This window comes from Ruegeria sp. YTSA219 (assembly GCF_059609985.1).
The window spans coordinates 29,565-48,241 of sequence record NZ_JBXWMT010000003.1 but is presented as its reverse complement, the minus strand read 5'-3'; the positions used below and the strand labels follow the sequence as shown (position 1 = coordinate 48,241).

Here is an 18,677-nt window from a genome sequence, read left to right as displayed (position 1 = left end):
GGCCGCATGACCCGAGCCCTAGTTACCGGTGCCGGAATTCGCCTTGGTAGGGCAATGGCCCTTTATCTGGCCGGGCGTGGCTTCGACGTGGCAGTCCATTACGCCTCCTCTGAACAAGAGGCATCTAAGGTTGTCGCTGAAATCAGGGCCCTGGGCCGAAATGCGGTAGCTCTGCAGGCCGACCTGTTAGAAGAAGCAAGCGTGGCTGCCCTGCTGCCACGCGCATCCGAGGCACTGGGCGGACCCATTACCTGCCTGGTCAACAACGCTTCGATATTTGAATACGACAACATCCACACGGCCACACGGCAAAGCTGGGACCGCCACATGAACAGCAACCTGCGGGCGCCATTCGTTTTGACTCAGGCGATGGCTGAACAGGGTCTGGAACCAGAAACCGATGATGCGGGCGAGCCGCTGGCAACGGGCCTGATTGTTAATATGGTCGACATGCGGGTCCGCAAACTGACGCCCGAATTCATGTCCTACACCGTCGCCAAAATGGGGCTATGGGCGTTGACCCGTACTGCAGCTCAGGCGCTAACCCCGGCGATCCGCGTCAATGCCATCGGACCGGGACCGACGATGCAGGGTCACAGGCAATCCGAAGATCACTTCAAAGCACAGCGCGCCAACACCATTCTGGAACGTGGGTCAAACCCCTCTGACATCACCGCTGCACTTGGGTATTTCCTGGATGCTCATGCGGTCACCGGCCAGATTCTCTGCGTGGATGGCGGACAGCATTTGGGATGGCAGACACCGGATGTTCTGGGCGTGGAATAACGTTTGGTGCTGGAAGTTTTGCACCGCTCTCATTTCTGTTATCAATCCGTTACAAAAATGTCTTTTTTTTCATACACTTGCCATGTGTAGAAATTTTTACTGTTTAAATTCAATAGATTACATATGTGCCTATTTTTTAAGCAAATCAAGGAATCCTTAATGAAACAAGGGAAAATTCAAGCCCAACAAAAGTTATCTGCACAGTTATCCACAGAATACGTGGATTTGTTTTCCCTTGATCTGAAGCGCTCAAGATTGCAGCCATGGTCAAAGAATCACATATTTTGGCCATGACCTCTCAAGACGACACCAACAGCTCTCAGAATGACGCCCAGTCGACAGGATACGCCTGCATCCAGCGATATGCGAAAACGCTCGACAGTTCACCTGGCGTGTACAGGATGCTGGATGCGGACAGCCGAGTTCTTTACGTCGGCAAGGCGCGCAATCTGAAGGCACGGGTGTCGAACTATACAAGACCGGGACACTCTGGCCGGATCGAGCGGATGATTGCGGCCACGGCCTCGATGATGTTCCTGACGACCCGGACCGAGACCGAGGCGCTGCTGCTTGAACAGAACCTGATCAAGCAGCTCAAACCGAAATACAACGTGCTGCTGCGCGACGACAAAAGCTTTCCCAATATTCTGGTGGCAAAGGACCATGTCTTTCCACAGATCAAAAAGCACCGGGGAGCAAAAAAGGAAAAGGGCGCGTATTTCGGCCCCTTCGCCAGCGCGGGTGCCGTGAACCGAACCCTGAACCAGCTGCAAAAGGCCTTCCTGCTGCGCAACTGTTCTGACTCGATGTTCGAAAGCCGCACCCGTCCCTGCCTGCTCTATCAGATCAAGCGGTGTTCTGGGCCTTGTGTCGGGTTGATCTCGGATCGGGATTACCGTGAAAGCGTCAAGGATGCGGAACGATTCCTGTCAGGCCGGTCGACCAAAGTGCAAGAGGAGCTGGCCGAACAGATGATGGCCGCGTCTGAGGCGATGGAGTTTGAACGCGCCGCTGGCCTGCGCGATCGTATCCGGGCGCTGACGCAGGTGCAGACCTCGCAAGGCATTAACCCGCGCGGTGTGGCCGAGGCGGATGTGATCGGCCTGTATATGGACAGTGGGCAGGCTTGCGTTCAGGTGTTCTTCATCCGCGCCAACCAGAACTGGGGCAACAAGGACTTCTATCCCCGCGTCGGGGCAGATGTGTCAGCCGCCGAGGTGATGGAGGCGTTTCTGGGTCAGTTCTACGACAACAAGGAACCACCCCGTCAGTTGATCCTGTCAGATGCCATTGAAAACGCCGATCTGATGCAAGAGGCGCTGACCGAAAAAGCCGGTCGCAAGGTAGAAATCCTTGTGCCCCAGCGTGGTGAGAAACAAGAACTTGTCGCAGGGGCCATACGCAACGCGCGTGAATCCCTGGCCCGGCGGATGTCGGAAAGTGCCACGCAGGCCAAACTGTTGCGCGGGATCGCCGAGGCATTTAATCTGGATGCCCCGCCAAACCGGATCGAAGTCTACGACAACTCCCATATTCAAGGAACAAATGCCGTGGGCGGCATGATCGTGGCCGGCCCCGAAGGTTTCATGAAAAATGCCTATCGCAAGTTCAACATTCGTGGAGATGACCTGACCCCCGGTGACGACTTTGGCATGATGAAAGAGGTGCTGACCCGCCGCTTTACCCGCCTGCAAAAAGAAGACCCCGACCGTGACAAGGGAATGTGGCCCGATCTGCTGCTGATTGACGGTGGCGCCGGGCAAGTGAGCGCCGTCCATGAGATTATGGCGCAGCACGGGGTCGAGGAGATCCCCATGATCGGTGTCGCCAAAGGCGTTGACCGCGACCATGGTAAGGAAGAATTTCACCGCACCGGCCAAAGGCCCTTTGCGCTGAAACGCAACGACCCGGTGCTCTATTTCATTCAGCGCCTAAGAGACGAGGCCCACCGGTTTGCCATCGGCACACATCGAGCCAAGCGTGCCAAGGCCGTGGGGGCCACACCGCTGGATGAAATCCCCGGCGTAGGGGCCGCGCGCAAACGTGCCCTGTTGGCTCATTTCGGCAGCGCCAAAGCAGTTGGCCGGGCCAACCTGGCCGATCTGAAAGCGGTCGAGGGGATTTCGGCCGGCTTGGCGCAAAAAGTCTATGATTTCTTCCACGACAAGGGCTAGGCCCGCCGCCCGCGCCACAGGATGTACAGCCCCGAGGCCACAATCAGCGCGCTGCCGATCCACATGGTCTGGTCTAGTTGCTCGCCGAACAGGAACACGCCCAGACCGATACCGAACAGCAGACGCGTATAGCGGAACGGCGTCACGGCCGAGACCTCTCCAATCCGCATCGCCTTCATAAGCGAGGCATAGGCCATCACACCCATAAGCACCGCACCGGTCAGAAACAGACCGTTGTACAGATCGAGCGGGACGATTGGCACGTCCTCCCACAGGCGATAGGCCAAACCGGCAACGATGATGCTGAGGAAGCCGTAAAAGCCCAAAACCTCGGTCCCCAGTGTCGCCGGGGCCGCGCGGCTGGCCAGATCGCGACCGGCAAAGCCCAACATGCCCAGCACCGCCAGAATGGACAGCGCCGAAAAGCTGTCTCCGGTCGGTTGCAGGATGACTACAACGCCAATCAGACCGATCAGAATCGCGCTCCACCGTCGCCAGCCAACTGTTTCACCAAAGATCAGCGCAGCGCCAGCGACAACGACCAACGGAGTGGCCTGCAAAATCACAGTAGCTGAAGACAAAGGCGTCAGCACAATGGCTAAGACATAGAATAACCGTCCGAATACCTCGAAGAGCACGCGCACTTTCATCGGGCGCGACAGGACATCCGGCTGAAAAAGTTGCGTGCCGCGCGCCAGTGCAACCGCCGCAAAGACCAGCGCCCCACCCACCCCGAACAGAACCATCACCTGCCAGATCGGTACGGCACCCGAAGCCGCTTTCAACAGCGCGTCTTCCAGCGCAAACCCCGCCATTGCGGCGATCATCCACAGGCTGCCGGTCAGATTTGACCGGGCATCGGTTTGTATATGAGCTGTCATGAGGTGCCTTCTGTCCCGGATACGTGCGGTGAACCTGACCGCAAATAGAACAAACTCCAAGGGGCATGGACGCACCACGCGCTGCCTGCGGCGCTTTGACCAAGTTCAGGGGACAAGTACGGTTTTTTGACTGTCTATCTTTTCTGTTGGATTTTAGCGATGTAGGGTCCGCTGCATGAAGTGGAACCTGCCCAATATTCTGACCGTCCTGCGTCTGCTGGCAGCCCCGGGGCTGGCCGTGATGTTTTTGTATTTCACCCGGCCCTATGCCGACTGGTTCGCGTTGATCCTGTTTCTGACAGCCGCCTTAACCGACTGGTTCGATGGCTATCTGGCACGAGCGTGGAAGCAGGAAACAAAAATTGGCGCCATGCTGGACCCGATTGCCGATAAGGCGATGGTGGTGATCGCGCTGATGATCTTGGTCGGGTATTCGGCCGAACACTGGACGCCGTGGCTGGTCCTGCCTGCCACTGTGATCCTGTTTCGAGAGGTCTTTGTGTCAGGCCTGCGCGAATATCTGGGTGATACGGCTGGAACGCTGAAAGTTACCAAACTTGCCAAATGGAAAACCACGGCTCAGATGGTGGCGATAGCCGTCTTGTTTTCACAGGGCATCTTCGAGCATTACTTTGTGATGGCCAGCTTCGGCATGGACCCAACGCTGATCGACCAGATTCTGACCGGGCAGGAAGACGACCTGAACGGCCTGCGCTGGCATCTTGAAGGGATGTTCTGGTCCAGTCGGATCGGCCTGTGGCTGCTGTGGATCGCAGCAGCGCTGACATTGATCACCGGCTATGACTACCTACGTAAAGCCATGCCACACCTGAAGGAGAACTAAGGGATGGATGTGCTGTATTTCGCATGGGTCCGCGAACGGATCGGACTGCCGAAAGAACGGGTTGAAACCGAGGCGGCCACCGTATCCGATCTGGTCGCAGAACTTAGCGCGCGCGAGGATCGCTATGCAGCGGCCTTTGCGGATCTGTCGGCCTTACGTGTTGCGCTGGATCAGGAATTGTCGGATTTTGACGCCCCGTTGGCGGGCGTTCGTGAGGTTGCCTTTTTCCCACCAATGACAGGTGGCTGAGGTCATGCGCATCGTGGTGCAGGAAGACCCGTTTGACCTAGGTACCGAGGCAAATGACTTTGCGGCGGGCGATGCTGCAAATGGCGCAATCGTGACCTTTACCGGTGTTGTGCGTGATCTGGCCACGGGCGATTTGGACGTGATGGAGATTGAGCATTATCCGGGCATGACTGAACGGGCCTTGACCCAGATTGCGCAAGAAGCAATAGACCGCTGGTCGCTGGGCAATGTGCTGGTGATCCATCGGCATGGCAGGCTCGCTCCGGGGGATCGGATCATGATGGTGGCCACTGCCGCACCGCATCGCAAGGATGCGTTCGAGGCGGCCGAATATCTGATGGACTACCTAAAATCCCGCGCCCCCTTCTGGAAGAAAGAAATCACCACCGCTGGTGCGGAGTGGGTTTCGGCCAAGGACGAAGACGAAGATGCACTGACCCGGTGGTAAACACGGGTCCCTGCATATAAGCCTTTGCAACATGCTGTTCGTATCCGGTGCTCACATGCTTATCATCGCGTGCTGCAAATTTGGATCCGCCAAAACTATGCTGGATAAAGGTGTTGGTTTCAGGCAGCCGCTCAGCTTCGGTCAACTCTAGAACCGTAAGCAAAACATCCCGCATGTGGGCAAAGATGTTGAGACAATCTTCCTCCGCCGAAGCCGCAAAAAAATGACTATCGACAGGAAAGCGGTAATCAACTCTGTCAGAATGCCGGTTCCAATTAGATAGTCGTTGAACGGATTTTTGACATCGTAGAAGCCCCTAAAGGTTAGAGTTTCCCATTCGATTTCGACCCTAAGAACAGACGGAAGATGCCGACTGGAACTTGACGGCATATCACCTCAGCTGCATGGACCCAGCAAGCACCAAAACCAGCTTGTTTTGAAGTTCTGGATTACCTGACGTTGCACAAGGCCCTTATCCGGAAACAGGGAATCGTGTTCACGGGATCGATGCGCATGTCCTAGCCTGAATAAAGAAGCACGTTCTCGGGGCTCTTTGGCGCACCCGGCAAACACCGGCCAATAAATTCGGTCACTTTTCGGAGGGGTCACTTTCTGCATAGTCTCGCAGTACTTGAATGTCCGAGAGCAGGGCATGTGTCCGGTCAATTTTAACGCCAAACGGCTTTAGCCGGGAAAAGGCGCGGCTCAGGCTTTCGGGCTTCATGCCCAGGCGCCCGGCAATCAACATCTTGTCATAGGGCAGCTCGACAACACAGTCCCCCATCTCGGCTTCGCAGAGAGTCAGAAGAAATTCTGCCACCCGCTGTGCGCCGGTCTGGGCCTTAAGCTGCTCAAGCTGGGCGACCAGAGAATGCAGATGGGTAAAGGTAGCTGCCAGAATTGACACCCCAATTTCCGGGTCCTCTCGCATAAGGGACAAAAGGACCGGACTTGGAATGTGCATGATCTCACAGGCCGAAACTGCCTCGGCCGAAACCGGATAGGGAACGTTACGCAAGGCGACCGCCTCGCCAAAGCTTTCGCCGCGGGTGAAAACGCTGACAACTGCTTCGGCACCGGTAGGGGACATGCGAAACAGCTTTACCCAGCCCGACAGAACCACATGAATGGCCTGGGCTTTTTCTTCCTGTAGAAAAATCGTCTCTCCGCGATCATATTTCCGCCAAATCGCGTGGCTTAACAGCGTGTCGATATGATGCTCGGGAAAGCTTTTGAGCAATAGTGACTGCTTGGCGATCGCTTTTAGTGCCTCATGCGCCACGAAGCTTTCCCCTCTTTTCTAGTTGCGTACCCGATCAGTACGTCCGTCCTCTCAAGGCTATGCCAAACCTTCGGCTTCCAAGCCAGCCTTTCCTTTCTGCGGCTTGACATTTGTCATGTTGCGTAGCGGGTCCGGCACATAGTCTTGCTGGAAAGCCAGTATTCCCAGGAGTGTTCGAGATGGACTACGAGCGTTTTTTTGGCGAAAGCCTTGAGCATCTGCGCGACGAAGGCAACTACCGCATCTTCATTGATCTACAGCGCCGCTGTGGCGCGTTCCCGAATGCACGCCAGACGGACGGCGCTTTACAGCGCGACGTACGAATTTGGTGTTCCAACGACTATCTGGGAATGGGCCAGCATCCTGACGTAGTCGGGGCAATGCACGATGCACTCGACCGTTGCGGCGCGGGCGCAGGGGGCACACGCAATATCTCGGGCACGACACATGACCACGTTTTGCTGGAACAGGAACTGGCCGACCTCCACGGGAAAGAAGCCGCCCTTCTGTTCACCTCTGGCTATGTGTCGAACTGGGCGGCACTTGGGACGCTGGCTGCGAAGATCCCAAGTCTGATCGTATTCTCGGACGCTTTGAACCATGCCTCCATGATTGAAGGCATCCGCCATTCGCGGGCACAAAAAGTGATCTGGAAGCACAATGATCTGGCGGACCTCGAGGCAAAGCTGGCCGCAGCCGATTCAGATGCGCCCAAGATGATCGCCTTCGAATCTGTCTATTCGATGGATGGGGATATCGCTCCGATCAAAGAGATTTGCGACCTGGCGGATAGATATGGTGCGATGACCTATCTGGACGAGGTCCACGCCGTTGGCCTTTATGGCTCGCGCGGTGGTGGCATCGCCGAACGCGAAGGGTTGATGGATCGCCTGACCGTCATAGAAGGGACGCTGGGCAAGGCCTTCGGCGTGGTTGGTGGTTACATCGCGGCATCCGCTGCCTTGTGTGACTTTGTCCGCAGCTTTGCCAGCGGGTTCATATTTACCACCGCCCTCCCACCCGCAATAGCAGCTGGCGCTGCCGCCTCGATCCGACACCTCAAGCAATCCAATACCGAGCGCGATCTGCAGAAAACCCGCGTTGCGCAGGTGCGCGCCAAACTGGACGCCGAAGGCATCCCGCATTTGCCCAATCCCAGCCACATCATCCCGGTGATGGTAGGTGACCCGGTGAAATGCAAATTCATCTCGGATACGCTGCTGGAAGAATTCGGGATCTATATTCAGCCGATCAACTATCCGACCGTTCCCAAAGGCACCGAACGCCTGAGAATTACCCCCTCTCCGGTTCATACGAACGAAGATATCGACCATCTGGTCGGTGCCTTATCGGCCCTGTGGCAACGGTGTCAGATCGCGCGAATGCCGATGGCCGCACAATAACTGAGGCGTCCCCGCACTTGGAGAACTGCCGCCCCACGGGGGCGGCTTTTTTCATGTCAAAACAGTGAGAGGCCGAAGATCACCATCGCAAATCCGGTCAGTACCATGGTGAAACCGCTCAGCCAGGCCGGGCTGTGCGTCAGGTCCAGATATCGTGCAAGGATAATGCGGGCTTTGGACAGGGCCAGGATCAAAATGCCTGCGCTCAACACCGGTGAGGACAGGGGGAGTATCGTCAGCAGGGCCGAAGCGGTGCTCAGAACCAACAGGCTGAGCCATGCGCGGGTGAGCGGGTTTGGGAGCATCCAGCGGGAGCTTTTTGGATCCGATGAGGTTTGGGTCATGTCCGTCATCCCAACAGGTAGATCACGGGGAACAGCATGATCCAGACGAGATCGACCATGTGCCAAAACTGGGCGCCGGCCTCGATGTTGCGGGGATTGTCCCGCCAGGCGACCAGCAGCAGGATAACAACCCCAGCCAACACATGTGCCGCGTGGAAGCCGGTGAGCAGATAGTAGAACAGGAAGAACGGATGGGTCTCGTAGGTAATTCCTTGTGCAGCCTTGTCCGCGTATTCCACGCCTTTGATAATCAAGAATACAACGCCCAGCGCGGCAGCTGCGATTAACGCCAGGCGGGCAGCAGTCCAGCGCGCAATCTGCCGCCAATGCAAGGCTTGCGCGGCCAGATAGCCAGAGGTGACCAGAACCGCAGTGTTCAGCGCGGCTCCGGTGCGGTGCAGATGCGATTGCGCCTCGGCAAAGCCCGCCGGATCGGTCAGGCGCACGCCCATGAAAGCGATCAGGCCCGCACCAAAGACCAGCAGTTCCGAAATGATCAGAACCCACATCAGTAATTCGCCGGGCAACTCGTCGATAAGGGACGCGTCGCTCATGCGCCGACCAGTTGGCGGTAGATTTGCGGCAGCGCCATGGTCAGGCGTTGCGGGTCCGGGATGACGGCAAAGCCGCCCTGCCCGAACATCCGCGGGAACCAGCTTTTACCTGTCTTGTCGATGGTGACGCCAAAGACCGATTGCCCGGCCCGGCGCGCCTCGCGCACGGCCATGTGGGTGTCTTCAATTCCGTGGCGGCCTTCGTAGTGGTCAAGATCATTGGGTTTGCCATCGGTGATCACCAGTAACAACCGGCGCTTACGCGTTTGGGTGGCCAGATCGGCCGAGCAATGGCGGATCGCGGCACCCAGCCTTGTATAGTGCCCAGGGCGTAACGATGCGATGCGCTGTTCAACCTGGCTGCCCATCACCTCATCAAACCGTTTGCAGCGTTGCACATAGACCCGCTGTCGTTTCAGTGAACTGAAGGCGTGAATGGCGAAATCGTCACCACAGGCGTTCAGGCCCCAGGCCAGCGCTGCCAGCGCCTCGCGTTCGATGTCGATCACGGCGCGGCCAGTCACGGCACTTTCGGTCGAGCGGCTGATATCCAGCAGGATAGAAACCGCCAGATCGCGCGCCTCGGGGCGGGATTGTTGCCAGATGCGTTCGGTACCTTCACCGTTGGCACAGCGGTCAACCTGCGCCCGAACGGCGGCTTCTATGTCCAGTTGATCGCCGTCCAGATGGCCTCGGGTCATCACCCGGCCCGGGCGCAGCGCTTCGAACTGGCGTTTGACGGCGCGGATACGGCGGGCGGTTGCGGGGTCTTTTCCAAACTCGGCGGCATCCTCACGAATATCGGCGTCCGAGGTTAGAACGTTGACGTGATCGGGCAGGTATTGCCCAGTGCGCACGTCCCATTCCGGATAGAGAATACGGCCCGACAGACGTTCGCGATTCACATCCTCGGGTGCCAGGTCCAGATGCAATTTCAGCTTGGTCGGTGGCGCCTTGGAAATCTGGCCCAAACCGATCTCATCCTGATCATCGGCGGCCTTTTTGGCATTGTCGGGATCATCGTCATCAATGCGACGGTTGATGTTCAGAAACTCGGCCCAGCTGAGGATCGCCTCGAATTTATGAAGGATAAAACTGTCACTGCGTTCAGCCTGATCGGATTTGCGCCGCCGGGCACGGTGGGTTTTCTCACCCGATTCCTCGGGCGGGCCTTCGGTATCGGGGTTTTCGACATCGTTATGCTCTGAAAAACCAACAGCGCGTAATTCCGGCCACAGAGGGACAGGGCGGAAATGTTGATATCCGCGTGGGGCAGTCAGGTCATCGTCAAATGACATGAATTGCCTGGCCTTCGGGGATAAAGGCGCGGGGTCGCCCAGCCGATGGCGGATCAGTTCTTCAACCGCTGTTTCCACAGGCGGGAGGCCGGATTTGTTGCGGTCATGCAGAACACCTTTGCAAAGCTCGGTGTAAAGCGGTCGCAAGCCGGGGGCGTTGTCCAAGGTTGCATTAACCATGGTTTGTGCAGCGCTCAGCGCGTGCAGATCGGCGCGCAACGGATCACCTTCGACGATCCGGGTTCCCGCATGGGCCGCTGCGGCGGCCAGCCAAACATACAGCGCTCCGTTCGCCTCGCGCGCGGGAAACACCGCCAGACGGTCCGGGAGGCGCAGCACTTCGCCATCGAACGAAGCGCGCGGCATCAGTTCAACTTCGGTACCCAACCGACGGCGCCAGCTTAGGCGATGGTGTGAAACCTCGGGCGAGACCGGGCGCAATTCAACGCCCGGGCTGCCCCCAAGCCCGCGAAAAAGGACTGCCAGCCGCCCCGCGACCTCAGAAAGGTCGACCGCGGCTCCAACATGCACCTGGGGTGCATCGAGACGGCTGGCAAGGGAGTGCCACAGTTTCCCGATCGTTTCTTCGGGTTCCCATGGCTCAAAATCGATCCTGACCATCGGCCGGCCTCACCCAAAGACAGCCGTGACAAGATCGAGGAGCCCGCGTTTGATGTCCTCGTCATCTGTCAGAGGTTCGATCATGGCGGCAAGGATCGCGCGGTCGGTGGACATGCCCTGCGCGATCAGCGTGGCGGCATAGACGACCAGACGGGTGGAAACGCCCTCTTCAAGATCCTGCCCCCTGAGCCCGCGCAGTTTACCTGCCAAGCGGATCAGCGGCTTGCAGCGTTCCAGCGCCAGCCCGCTTTCCTTAGCGACGACCTTTGCCTCCATCTCGGGCGACGGAAAGTCGAACTCCAGTGAGATGAACCGCTGCCGGGTCGAGGGTTTCAGGGTTTTCAGGATATTCTGATATCCCGGGTTATATGAGGCGACCAGCATGAAACCGGGCGCGGCCACAAGCTCCTCACCGGTGCGGTCGATCGGCAGGATGCGCCTGTCGTCAGTCAGCGGGTGCAGCACGACGGTCACGTCCTTGCGCGCCTCGACCACTTCATCCAGATAGCAGATCGCGCCTTCGCGCACCGCGCGGGTCAGGGGGCCATCGACCCAGATCGTTTCCCCGCCTTTCAGCAGGTAGCGCCCGATCAGGTCCGCAGCGGCAAGGTCATCGTGACAGGCCACCGTGTAAAGCGGGCGGCCAAGGCTGGCGGCCATATGCGCCACAAACCGGGTCTTGCCGCAACCTGTCGGGCCTTTCAGCAGGACCGGCAGGTTGTTGGTATAGGCAGCAGCGAACACGTCACATTCATCACCCTGTGGCAGGTAGAAGGGGGCGTCAGCCGCCCCCGTTCTCAGTTTCATGGAGCCATCCATATCCATCACTCCGCTGGGGTTTCGGCCGCGCCGGCTTCAATGATCTCTTTCCGGGGAACCCAGATCGAGTAGATGAACAGCAGCGCACCCAAGACCACGACGATGCCAGAGCCAAGGCGCATCCAATAGAAGATCGCGACCTGATCCTGCACATCCATGAAGTAATCTCCGACCACCCGCTGCATGTGCGTCTGCACTGTTCCAGCAAAGGTCAGCACAAAGGTCATGAAAACCATACCGCTGGACATCAGCCAGAAGCTGCCCATGTTCAGAACCTGATTATAAGGATCGCGGTTCTTCAGGATCGGCATTGCATAGCTGAAGATTGCCAGGTTGAGGCAGACATACGCACCATAGAACGCCAGGTGACCGTGAGCCGCAGTGATCTGCGTACCGTGGGTATAGTAGTTCACCCCGTGCAGCGTGTGCAGGAAGCCCCAGACACCGGCACCGAAGAAGGCCAATGTGGCACAGCCCAGTGACCACAGCAGCGCCGCTTTGTTCGGGTGGTCCCGACGGCCCTTCCAGACCATCACAAAGGCAAAGGCCATCATCGCAAAGAAGGGGATCACTTCGAGGCTTGAGAAGATCGAACCGATCCACTGCCAGTACCCTGGTGTGCCTATCCAATAGTAGTGGTGACCTGTACCAAGGATACCCGAAAACAACGCGGCGGCGACAATGACATAGAGCCATTTCTCGACAACCTCACGGTCTACCCCGGTCAGCTTCAGCATCAGATAGGCCAGGATCGAGGCCATGATCAGTTCCCAGACACCTTCGACCCACAGGTGGACAACATACCACCAGTATTGCTTATCCAAGGACAGGTTGCCCGGGTTGTAAAAGGCAAACAGGAACAGCAGCGCCAGACCCCAAAGACCCAGCAACAAGATGTTGGTGATCGCGGTCTTCTTGCCCTTCAGAACGGTCATCGACACGTTGTACAGGAAGATCAGTGCGGCCACGACGATGCCGGCCTTGACCCATTTGGGTTGCTCTAGGAACTCGCGCCCTTCTTTGCCCAGCAGCCAGTTTCCTTCAAACAGGTTGAACGTATAGGTCAAGACCACGCCCAGTGTACCGACCACCAGAATGATCAGCTGCAGATAGGCCAGCATGGGCGAATGGATCTCACGCTCGGCCTCTTCCGGGATCAGAAAATAGGCCGCACCAAAGAACCCGAGGATCAGCCACACGATCAGCGAGTTGGTGTGCAGCATCCGCACGATGTTGAACGGCAAAAGCTCGCTCAGGAAATTGGGTGATACATAGATAAAGCCGGCCAGAAGGCCGCCTAGAACCTGTATCGCGAACAGGGCCATTGCCACCGCAAAGTAGGCATAGGCGATTTTTTGGGATTCGTATTTCATTGCTCCGTTCCCTTCTCAGCCCGCCTCGTTGGGCGGCCAGTCCTGAGCGTCGATATTGTCCGTCCAGATCAAAAAGTTGGTCAGATCACGGATGTCTTCGTCGCTGAGGTTGAAATTGGGCATCTGACGACGACCGGGAATGTCTGTCGGCTGCGCCTCCATCCAGCCTTTGAGGGCTTCAAAGGCCGATTCCGGGTCGTCCAGCACGCCCCAACGTGTCATCACATTGCCAACCTCTGGTGCAAAGTATGCACCTTCGCCAAGGATGGTATGACAGTTGATGCAGGCGTGTTTTTCCCAGACGTGCTTGCCCCTGATCACACTTTCATCGAGCTTTGCTGCGTTCTCAGAGTTCACGATATACCAGTGAGAATGGGCCGACAGAGCCAGAAAGATGAGGATAAAGAACAGTGACCCGCCATAGAATATATTGCGTGCCATGCTCTTGGTCATGACTTCTCGCATTGCGCTCTCCTTTGCGCAGATTAGCTAGTCTGGTTAAAATGACGGGATGGGCACGGTATATCCTTAACGAAAGTCAAGACTTGCAAAAGGAAATCAAATCACGCTGACCGTTGCACCTTGGGACCCGTCAGCGCGGGCCACATCGCGATCAGGAAAAGCGCAAATGCGCTGACCCACAACCCGTCCGACAGCAGCATCGCAACCATGTAACCTGCATTCAGATCTGCCCCAATCCACCGCGACAGGGCCGCCACCGCCATCAGACCATAGGCCACCGCCATTGGGCCGGGTGCCACCAGCGCGCGACCACTGTGGCCAAGCGCGGCGCGGCTCATGACCGCTAGGGTCATGCCGCCGACGCATCCGATGCCCAGGATGTGAAGGGCAGCGATCTCGTTTCCGAAACCCAGCACTGACAGCCCCCAGAGGATCAGTCCCAGCGCCAGCATTGCAAGCCCAAGATACAGTGCCAATAGGATCGGCTCCCGCGCAGCCCAGCCCGCGCGCCAGCGGGCCATGCGCGAAACCTGCGCCACCCCTAGAACCAGCGCCATCGATCCAGCCACAGCATCTGACCCCAGCACCAGAACGATTGGCGGCAGGGTCAGGGCAACCGCCATCGCTGATTTGTCCAGAATTGGCACAGATTTTGGCCAGTTCGCCTCGGGAACGCCCGCGCGTCTCATGGCGTTTCGGGTAAAGGCCGGGGTGATCCGTCCGCCAAGAATGGCAATCATCGCGCAGAGCGCCAGCAACCCCGCGCGCAGCCCGGTATGCAATGTGTCATCCGTCATCCCGGTCCATTCAAGATGCGTGAACAGATCAGCAATCCAGATAAAGCTGAGCAACAGCAGAAAGAGCATGTTCTGAGGTTTCGGCTTCCGGATGAGCTGGGTTGCAATCTTGACCGCCAGAATCGGTACAAAGGCCAGGTCGAACACCGCCACAAGCGCCGCAGGCAGCATCCCCGAAAACCACATCGCCATCCGACCAGCCAACCACAATCCGGCGGCCAACGTTATGAACTGCGCACGCGCATCTGGTGCGCCGGTCCAATTTGGCACCGCGGTCAGAAAGAACCCGCCCAGCGCGGCTGTTGCATAGCCGAAGATCATCTCATGCGCGTGCCACATGGGCGGGGCCATGCCATAATCCGGCACTGCATATGGCACCGTCAGCCACAGCCCCCAAACCACTCCGACAAAGAGGCCATAGAGGCCGGCAGACAGAAAGAATACACGAAACCCTTCACCAAACACGCGGGTGATGATTGCGGGCATGGCTGCTCTCCTTGGTGTTTTCCAAGCCCTAGCAAGCCGCCCGGCTGCGCGACTTAACAAAAATCAAACCGGCCGAAAAAGTGTGCCAAAGATACAGATTTTCCCAGCCGGAAAATTGACGTTTTCCCTGCCCGCCGCCTGAATTGCGCGGCTGGTGTTGACTTTCGTCAAGGAGCACCCTTGCGCGATGCCCCACGCTTGGACCGCCTCACCAGCAAATGGAGAGTGATCATGTCACTTGGAATCAGCTATACCAAAACGGGCCGCGTCTTCGGGGTCGGTTTGGCGATGTTGCTGGGCAGTGTCGCTGCACCAGCTTTCGCCGAAGAGCCAACTTTGAACGAAGAAGCGTTTGAAGCGTCCAAACAACTTTACTTTGAACAATGCGCGGGGTGCCACGGTGTCTTGCGTAAAGGCGCCACTGGCAAGAATCTTGAACCGCATTGGAAGAAAACCGCAGCTGACGGCGCCGTGACCGAAGGCGGCACACTTGCGCTTGGGCAAGAGCGGCTTGAGAAGATCATCGCCTGGGGCACCGAAGGCGGGATGAACAACTTCTCGGACATCATGTCCGAGCAGGAAATCAAAGACATGGCGACTTACATCATGATGGAGCCGCCCAAACCACCTGAAATGTCGCTGGACCAGATGATGGCGACCCGCAAGGTATATGTTGAAGAAGAGGACTACCCAACCGAGCCGATGCATGGTCGCAACTGGGAAAACTTCTTTGTTGTTATCGAGCGCGACGTCGGCAAAGTCGCTGTTATCGATGGCGACACCAAAGAGGTGCTGACACATATTCCGACCGGCTATGCGGTGCACGTTCTGAAAGCATCCGAACACCATTCGCTGGAAGAGCCGGAACAGCCCGGTCGCTTCTGGTACACCATGGGCCGCGACGGCAAGATGACCAAGATCGACCTCTGGCAGACGCCGGACAAGATGTTGGTTTCCGAAGTCAAGATCGCGTATGACGCGCGCGACGTAGCCGTTTCCGGTGACGGTAAATATGTCATCGGCGGGGGCTACTGGCCGCCGCACTTTGCAATCGTTGACGCCCAGACGATGGAGCCGGTCAAGGTTGTATCGACCCGCGGCGTGAACGTGGACGGGGACTATGTGGAAGAGGCTCGCGTGGCCGCTATCTACACAACTCCGAATGAGCCAACCTGGATCGTTGCCGTCAAAGAGCTGGGGCAACTGTGGCAAGTAGATTATACTGATCTAGACAATCTGCGGATCGACAAAATCGACAGCGCCAAGTTCCTGCATGACGGGTTCTTCGATCCGACGGGCCGGTATTTCCAGATCGCTGCAAACGCATCGAACAAGATGGTGGTTGTAGATACCGAGACCCACAAGCTTGAGGCGATGATCGACACGGCCGCGTTGCCGCATCCCGGTCCGGGCGCTAACTGGATTGACCCGAATTGCGGGCCGGTAGCTGGCACAACCCACCTTGGTGTCGGCACAGTGACGGTCTGGGGCAACGACCCCGAGAACCGCCCCGATGATGCCTGGAAGATCTGCTACGAAGTGGAAACAGACGGCCCGGGCCTGTTCGTCCGTACACATCCGGAATCGGACTATATCTGGGCTGACCAGACCAAACACCCGGAACCGGAAGTGCAGCAATCTGTGCAGGTCATCTCGAAAGAGACCGGCGAGATCGTGAAAACCATCCAGATCACCGAAGACGAAGGCAGCGCCGCTGTTCACTTTGAATTCAACGCGGATGGAACCGAGGTCTGGGTGTCCAAGTGGAACCTGTCGGATTCAAAAGAACCCAACGGTCAGATCGTGATCTTTGACGCCAAGACATTGGAAGAGATCGGTCGCATCGAAGGGCTGTACGCCCCGACCGGCAAGTTCAACGTCTACAACCGGTCGAACCACGTCACCTGACGGGTTTCGATCAACTCGGAGCAGGGCGGGCCCCTCGCCCGCCCTGTCCTTGTTTCATCCATCAGCCGAATGCGCAGGCCTGACACGCCGCGCCAGACAACACAGCCAAAACGGAGCCCGGACATGACCTCCGATCCAGATAAGAAACCACCGATCTGGCGTCGGTATTTCCTGTGGGGAATGCCTGTGGCCGGTATTGCCGCTGCATTTGCCGCCGGGATCGTCTTTTGGGGTGGGTTCAACACCGCCATGGAAGCCACCAACACCAAAGAGTTCTGTATCTCGTGCCATGAGATGCGCGATTTCGTCTATGAAGAATACACCGGGACCATCCACGATGTGAACCGATCGGGGGTCGGGGCGGTCTGTTCCGACTGTCACGTACCCAAGGACTGGACCCACAAGATGATCCGCAAGATCAAGGCGTCCAAAGAACTGTATGGCAAGGTGGTTGGCTCGATCAGTACACCCGAGAAGTTCGAAGCTAAGCGTATCCATCTGGCGATGAATGAATGGGAAAGGATGAAGGCTACAGATTCGCGCGAGTGCCGCAACTGCCACGACTTTGAATCGATGATGCCCGAGTTCCAGCGCCCCCGCGCGCGCCAGCAACATTTGAACGCAATGGAGACAGGCCAGACCTGTATCGACTGCCACAAAGGGATTGCGCATTCGAACATCCGCGACAGGGCCACAGATGAATATCTGGAACAGATTGAAGCCCCGAATCCTGATTTCATCCGTGCAATTCCGCCAGAATACCTGGCCAGTCTCGACCGTGTAGAAGCCAAGGAGGCGGCTGAGGCCGAAGCCGAAAAATCGGCCAAGACAGCACAACAAGAGGCGGTGCAAGCCCGGATCGCAGCCGCTGTGGACGCTGCACTCGCCGAAGAACGCGCCAAATTAAGCGGTGAAGAATCCACAGCCCCGGCAGGCGGTGGCAGCGATGTCGGAGGCGATATCGACTGGACCAGCATCGCAAGCGCGGATCTGAAGCTGTTTTATCCCGGTCAGGCTTCGTTTGAATGGGTTCAGAATGGCAAGTTCCACGGCGGCGCCCGGCCACTGACAAAAGGTGGCGACCAATGTTCGACTTGTCATGCCAAGGAATTGGACATGATTGGAAACAAGATCGTCGCAGGCGGCGAGCTGGAACCAACCCCGATCCCTGGAAAACGTGGTGTGATCGACGCAACTGTTCAGGCGGCCCATGATGCCGAAAACCTCTATGTCCGCCTGCAATGGCCGGATGCAGGTCACAATCCTGCACCATTTGTGGATGGCGGGAAGATGGACCCGGACAACCAGATCAAGGTCGCCATGATGATCACCGGAACCGGGATCGAAATGGGGGATCAGGTGGGCTGCTGGGCCTCGTGCCACGCGGACAACACCTATATGCCGTTTGATCCGGGTGCAGATGCGATTGTCGCCAATGGCGATGTTGCAGGCCGCCTGGCCGCTCAGGACACTGTGACCAAATATATCAGCGAAAGCCGCACCGAGGTCGAAGTCAAAGGCCGGCGTGGGAAAGCTCTGGGTGGCTGGGACAAATTGCAGGCCGAAGCGCAGATCGCGCAATATCTGGATGACGGCACCTATCTGGATCTGATGCGCGTCTATGCCGATGGCAGCGCCAGCAACGGCTATCTACTGGAACAACGCATAGTCAATGATGGCGAAATCGCCGCCTCGGCCAACTTGTCGGGTGGTATTTGGACCGTCACGTTCTCGCGGCCCTTAAACTCGGGCGCACCGGGTGATGTGCCATTGGAACCGGGCAAGACCTATACGGTCGGCTTTGCAATCCACGATGACTTTGCCGCGGCACGATTTCACCACGTGACGCTGAACACAAGCTTCGCGCTGGACGACGACAGTGCCAATATCAACGTGGTCGGACAATGACTGATGGGGCCGGGTAAACCGGCCCCAATGTATTTGGTAT

General features: G+C 57.6%; 17 protein-coding genes. 8 read left to right on the top strand and 9 right to left on the bottom strand.

Annotated features, from left to right (window positions below; all coding sequences use genetic code 11):
• The first annotated feature begins 6 nt into the window (after nucleotides 1-6).
• Nucleotides 7-786 carry an SDR family oxidoreductase gene (locus tag AC2FFB_RS05690; RefSeq protein ID WP_496874642.1) on the top strand — a complete coding sequence of 260 codons (780 nt, stop codon included), beginning with the start codon at nucleotides 7-9 and terminating at the stop codon, nucleotides 784-786.
• Between the two features lie 290 nt (nucleotides 787-1,076).
• Nucleotides 1,077-2,960 (top strand): excinuclease ABC subunit UvrC, encoded by a 1,884-nt coding sequence (uvrC, locus tag AC2FFB_RS05685; protein ID WP_496689107.1) that lies wholly within the window; start codon nucleotides 1,077-1,079, stop codon nucleotides 2,958-2,960.
• Here the strand turns inward: uvrC and AC2FFB_RS05680 are convergent.
• Entirely contained in the window at nucleotides 2,957-3,841 is an 885-nt protein-coding gene (locus AC2FFB_RS05680) for a DMT family transporter (protein WP_281995276.1), read from the bottom strand. The genes uvrC and AC2FFB_RS05680 overlap by 4 nt on opposite strands.
• A 175-nt stretch (nucleotides 3,842-4,016) precedes the next feature.
• Here AC2FFB_RS05680 and pgsA point away from each other — a divergent pair, with 175 nt between their 5' ends.
• Genes pgsA through AC2FFB_RS05665 form a run of 3 tightly spaced genes read left to right on the top strand, consistent with a single transcriptional unit; the run spans nucleotide 4,017 to nucleotide 5,382 of the window.
• The gene (gene pgsA / locus AC2FFB_RS05675) at nucleotides 4,017-4,685 is read left to right on the top strand and encodes a CDP-diacylglycerol--glycerol-3-phosphate 3-phosphatidyltransferase (protein WP_142635269.1); all 669 of its coding nucleotides are present in this window, start codon (nucleotides 4,017-4,019) and stop codon (nucleotides 4,683-4,685) included.
• A gap of 3 nt (nucleotides 4,686-4,688) precedes the next feature.
• Nucleotides 4,689-4,934, top strand: a complete 246-nt coding sequence (gene moaD, locus AC2FFB_RS05670) for a molybdopterin converting factor subunit 1 (RefSeq protein ID WP_142635267.1) — start codon at nucleotides 4,689-4,691, stop codon at nucleotides 4,932-4,934.
• Between the two features lie 4 nt (nucleotides 4,935-4,938).
• Entirely contained in the window at nucleotides 4,939-5,382 is a 444-nt protein-coding gene (locus AC2FFB_RS05665; protein WP_142635265.1) for a molybdenum cofactor biosynthesis protein MoaE, read from the top strand.
• Between the two features lie 589 nt (nucleotides 5,383-5,971).
• Here AC2FFB_RS05665 and AC2FFB_RS05660 read toward each other — a convergent pair.
• Entirely contained in the window at nucleotides 5,972-6,664 is a 693-nt protein-coding gene (locus AC2FFB_RS05660; protein ID WP_142635263.1) for a Crp/Fnr family transcriptional regulator, read from the bottom strand.
• 179 nt (nucleotides 6,665-6,843) lie between these two features.
• Between AC2FFB_RS05660 and hemA the strand changes: the two genes are divergently transcribed.
• On the top strand, nucleotides 6,844-8,067 hold the full coding sequence (gene hemA, locus AC2FFB_RS05655; RefSeq protein ID WP_496693528.1) for a 5-aminolevulinate synthase: 1,224 nt from the start codon (nucleotides 6,844-6,846) through the stop codon (nucleotides 8,065-8,067).
• A 56-nt stretch (nucleotides 8,068-8,123) separates the two neighbouring features.
• Here the strand turns inward: hemA and AC2FFB_RS05650 are convergent, their stop codons facing one another.
• From AC2FFB_RS05650 to AC2FFB_RS05620, 7 genes are all read right to left on the bottom strand, one after another.
• On the bottom strand, nucleotides 8,124-8,411 hold the full coding sequence (locus AC2FFB_RS05650; protein WP_496693527.1) for a cytochrome C oxidase subunit IV family protein: 288 nt from the start codon (nucleotides 8,409-8,411) through the stop codon (nucleotides 8,124-8,126).
• A gap of 5 nt (nucleotides 8,412-8,416) precedes the next feature.
• The gene (locus tag AC2FFB_RS05645; RefSeq protein WP_496689114.1) at nucleotides 8,417-8,965 is read right to left on the bottom strand and encodes a cytochrome c oxidase subunit 3; all 549 of its coding nucleotides are present in this window, start codon (nucleotides 8,963-8,965) and stop codon (nucleotides 8,417-8,419) included.
• Nucleotides 8,962-10,884: a nitric oxide reductase activation protein NorD gene (locus AC2FFB_RS05640; RefSeq protein ID WP_496874641.1), complete on the bottom strand. Its 1,923-nt coding sequence runs from the start codon at nucleotides 10,882-10,884 to the stop codon at nucleotides 8,962-8,964. The genes AC2FFB_RS05645 and AC2FFB_RS05640 overlap by 4 nt, the downstream gene beginning before the upstream one ends.
• 9 nt (nucleotides 10,885-10,893) lie before the next feature.
• Nucleotides 10,894-11,703, bottom strand: a complete 810-nt coding sequence (locus AC2FFB_RS05635) for a CbbQ/NirQ/NorQ/GpvN family protein (RefSeq protein WP_416383916.1) — start codon at nucleotides 11,701-11,703, stop codon at nucleotides 10,894-10,896.
• Between the two features lie 5 nt (nucleotides 11,704-11,708).
• The gene (locus tag AC2FFB_RS05630; protein ID WP_496676741.1) at nucleotides 11,709-13,076 is read right to left on the bottom strand and encodes a cbb3-type cytochrome c oxidase subunit I; all 1,368 of its coding nucleotides are present in this window, start codon (nucleotides 13,074-13,076) and stop codon (nucleotides 11,709-11,711) included.
• Between the two features lie 15 nt (nucleotides 13,077-13,091).
• Complete coding sequence (locus AC2FFB_RS05625; protein ID WP_142635251.1) at nucleotides 13,092-13,541, bottom strand: c-type cytochrome; 450 nt, start codon at nucleotides 13,539-13,541, stop codon at nucleotides 13,092-13,094.
• 98 nt (nucleotides 13,542-13,639) lie between these two features.
• Nucleotides 13,640-14,821, bottom strand: coding sequence for an NnrS family protein (locus tag AC2FFB_RS05620; protein WP_496874640.1), 1,182 nt, complete (start codon nucleotides 14,819-14,821; stop codon nucleotides 13,640-13,642).
• A gap of 231 nt (nucleotides 14,822-15,052) precedes the next feature.
• On the opposite strand from AC2FFB_RS05620, the gene AC2FFB_RS05615 reads away from it, so the two are divergent.
• Nucleotides 15,053-16,729: a cytochrome D1 domain-containing protein gene (locus AC2FFB_RS05615; protein ID WP_271948614.1), complete on the top strand. Its 1,677-nt coding sequence runs from the start codon at nucleotides 15,053-15,055 to the stop codon at nucleotides 16,727-16,729.
• A 123-nt stretch (nucleotides 16,730-16,852) separates the two neighbouring features.
• Complete coding sequence (locus AC2FFB_RS05610; RefSeq protein ID WP_496874639.1) at nucleotides 16,853-18,637, top strand: NapC/NirT family cytochrome c; 1,785 nt, start codon at nucleotides 16,853-16,855, stop codon at nucleotides 18,635-18,637.
• Nucleotides 18,638-18,677 lie beyond the last annotated feature (40 nt).

Bases quoted from the DNA above. Each gene is read 5' to 3' on its own strand.
- AC2FFB_RS05690 (WP_496874642.1), top strand. From the start codon at position 7: ATGACCCGAGCCCTAGTTACCGGTGCCGGAATTCGCCTTGGTAGGGCA.
- uvrC (WP_496689107.1), top strand. From the start codon at position 1,077: ATGACCTCTCAAGACGACACCAACAGCTCTCAGAATGACGCCCAGTCG.
- AC2FFB_RS05680 (WP_281995276.1), bottom strand. From the start codon at position 3,841: ATGACAGCTCATATACAAACCGATGCCCGGTCAAATCTGACCGGCAGC.
- pgsA (WP_142635269.1), top strand. From the start codon at position 4,017: ATGAAGTGGAACCTGCCCAATATTCTGACCGTCCTGCGTCTGCTGGCA.
- moaD (WP_142635267.1), top strand. From the start codon at position 4,689: ATGGATGTGCTGTATTTCGCATGGGTCCGCGAACGGATCGGACTGCCG.
- AC2FFB_RS05665 (WP_142635265.1), top strand. From the start codon at position 4,939: ATGCGCATCGTGGTGCAGGAAGACCCGTTTGACCTAGGTACCGAGGCA.
- hemA (WP_496693528.1), top strand. From the start codon at position 6,844: ATGGACTACGAGCGTTTTTTTGGCGAAAGCCTTGAGCATCTGCGCGAC.
- AC2FFB_RS05650 (WP_496693527.1), bottom strand. From the start codon at position 8,411: ATGACCCAAACCTCATCGGATCCAAAAAGCTCCCGCTGGATGCTCCCA.
- AC2FFB_RS05645 (WP_496689114.1), bottom strand. From the start codon at position 8,965: ATGAGCGACGCGTCCCTTATCGACGAGTTGCCCGGCGAATTACTGATG.
- AC2FFB_RS05640 (WP_496874641.1), bottom strand. From the start codon at position 10,884: ATGGTCAGGATCGATTTTGAGCCATGGGAACCCGAAGAAACGATCGGG.
- AC2FFB_RS05635 (WP_416383916.1), bottom strand. From the start codon at position 11,703: ATGGATGGCTCCATGAAACTGAGAACGGGGGCGGCTGACGCCCCCTTC.
- AC2FFB_RS05630 (WP_496676741.1), bottom strand. From the start codon at position 13,076: ATGAAATACGAATCCCAAAAAATCGCCTATGCCTACTTTGCGGTGGCA.
- AC2FFB_RS05625 (WP_142635251.1), bottom strand. From the start codon at position 13,541: ATGCGAGAAGTCATGACCAAGAGCATGGCACGCAATATATTCTATGGC.
- AC2FFB_RS05620 (WP_496874640.1), bottom strand. From the start codon at position 14,821: ATGCCCGCAATCATCACCCGCGTGTTTGGTGAAGGGTTTCGTGTATTC.
- AC2FFB_RS05615 (WP_271948614.1), top strand. From the start codon at position 15,053: ATGTCACTTGGAATCAGCTATACCAAAACGGGCCGCGTCTTCGGGGTC.
- AC2FFB_RS05610 (WP_496874639.1), top strand. From the start codon at position 16,853: ATGACCTCCGATCCAGATAAGAAACCACCGATCTGGCGTCGGTATTTC.